2 protein-coding genes are annotated in these 2,117 nt (G+C 71.8%); both read right to left on the reverse strand.

From position 1 onward, the window contains the following. On the reverse strand, positions 1–1,355 hold a 1,355-nt coding region (locus ACZ499_RS28795), incomplete at its 3' end, for an FAD-dependent monooxygenase (protein WP_468679207.1). A 198-nt stretch (positions 1,356–1,553) separates the two neighbouring features. Continuing rightward, complete coding sequence (locus ACZ499_RS28800) at positions 1,554–1,970, reverse strand: pyridoxamine 5'-phosphate oxidase family protein (RefSeq protein ID WP_468406329.1); 417 nt, start codon at positions 1,968–1,970, stop codon at positions 1,554–1,556. Positions 1,971–2,117: the final 147 nt, after the last annotated feature.

Consider the following 2,117-nt stretch of genomic DNA (forward strand, 5'->3'; position numbering starts at 1 on the left):
TCCGAGGGGACCCAGCTGCCGGTGACCACGTCGACGCGGTCCGCCCAGCCCTCGGCGAGCTCGGCCGCCTCGCGCGAGTCGCCGGTGGTGATCAGGACACCGCGCGCGGAGTGCAGCAGCTCGGCGACCCGCTTTTGCCCGCCGTCGGCGAGCGTGACCTCGCGGCCCGGGGCCAGGCGCAGTCCGAGCAGCGGGTGGCCGCTCCCGTCGGTGTCGACGTCGTACCGTACGTCGAGACCGCTGACCAGGCCCGCGAGGTGGCGGGCGGCGTCCGGGATCTGCACGAGCTCGCGCAGTACGGCGCGCAGCGGCTCCATCTCCTCGCCGCTGAGGTAGATCAGCGACTGGGCGAGCGTGTTGCGCAGCAGCTGCTCACCGATCGGGTGCCGTTCGGAGTGGTAGGTGTCGAGGAGCCCGTCGGGGGCCTGCCCCTTGATGGCGGCCGCCAGCTTCCAGCCGAGGTTGACGGCGTCCTGGAGGCCGACGCTGACGCCCTGCGCGCCGAGCGGGGCGTGGTCGTGGGCGGAGTCGCCGGCGAGGAAGACCCGGCCCTTGCGGTAGTCGGTGGCCTGGCCGGTGTAGTTGGTCAGCGCGCACATCCAGCGGGCGCTCGCGCCGTGGATGTCCTCACCGGTCATGCGCTCCCAGGCGTCCGCGACCTCGGAGAACGTCAGCTCACCCTCGCCGTGGTGCGGGCGTACACCCGGCTCGTGGATGACGATGCGGTCGATGCCCGGCTCCAGGGTGACCGAGAGGACCATGCCGCCGCCCTCGATGCGCTCGCCGATGGGGCGCATCCGCAGTCCGGCGCCGACCACGTCGGCCAGGTACATACCGCGGGTGGCGGGCTCGCCCGGGAAGTCGATCCCGGCGAGGCGGCGGATGGTGGAACGGCCGCCGTCGGTGCCGACGAGGTACTGGGCCTCCTCCTCGCCGCGACCGTCGGGGCCCTCGTACTCGACGACGACGCCGTCCTCGGTCTCGCGGTAGCCGGTGACCTCGTATCCGCGGCGCACGGTGACGCCGAGCTCCTCGACCCACTTGCCGAGGGTCTCCTCGGTGCGGGACTGGGCCAGGCCCATGATGCCGTAGTGGCTCTCGTCGAGCTCGTCGAAGTTGATGCGGACGCCGCCGAAGTGGCCCTGCTTGCCCCAGCGGAAGTCACCGAGCTTCGACAACAGGCCGCGCTGGTCGAGGACTTCGGCCGTGCGGCCGGTGAATCCGAGACCGCGCGATTCCCCGCTGGGAGCCGGAAGCTTGTCGTAGAGGGCGACCTCCACACCGGCAAGGCGGAGTTCACCGGCGAGCATGAGTCCGACCGGACCCGCCCCGACAACAATTGCGCCCTGGGTCATATTCGCACTCCTCGTGCAGATGGATGACATGGATCAGCCGATATGACCGATCGTGGCAGCGGGCGCCTGAGTACGACTCAAGTCATCCATCCGGTACGGGAGTCGGGTGCAGGGAATACAAAAGGCGCGGCACCGCCGAATGCCCATGCATCCGTTGGTGCCGCGCCGATTAAGTCCTGCGGTGGTACTGGGGGTGAATTACGTATTGAGGTTCATCACCCGGTCGACCGCGATCTCCAGAACCACCCGGCCCGGCGGATTCGGCGGCGCCGACCAATAGCGCTTGGCATAGCGCCGTACGCCCTCGGCCACCCGGGCCGGGTCGTCCGACACCGTGGCGGTGCCTTCCAGGGTGACCCAGGCGAAGCCCTCCACCTGGCACAGGACGGCCCGGCCACCCGGGTTCGCCAGCACGTTGCGCGCCTTGCGCGAGGTGGCGACCGTCATGACCCGGGCGAGCCCCGACGCCGCGTCCCAGGTGAACCGTACGGGCGCCACATGGGGCGAGCCGTCGGGCCGCAGGGTGGTCAGCGTGGCGACGAGCGGTTCGGTGAGGAACGCCTCCACCGAGGCGGAGACCTCCGGAGCGCTCGTCCGCCCTCGGGGCAGTGACATGCGGATACGTCCTTCCAGGCGTTCCCAGGGGGCCGCGGCCACGACGGCCCGGACCCCGTCCAACGGCCGGTGGGGGGGGGGGGGGGGGGGGGGGGGGGGGGAGGGGGGGGGGGGGAGAGGAGGGGGGGGGGGGGGGGGGGGGGGGGA

Source organism: Streptomyces sp. NPDC031265 (assembly GCF_055570295.1).

What these genes read in the sequence shown, in the direction of transcription:
- ACZ499_RS28800 (WP_468406329.1), bottom strand. Translation starts at nt 1,970, where the DNA reads ATGTCACTGCCCCGAGGGCGGACGAGCGCTCCGGAGGTCTCCGCCTCG.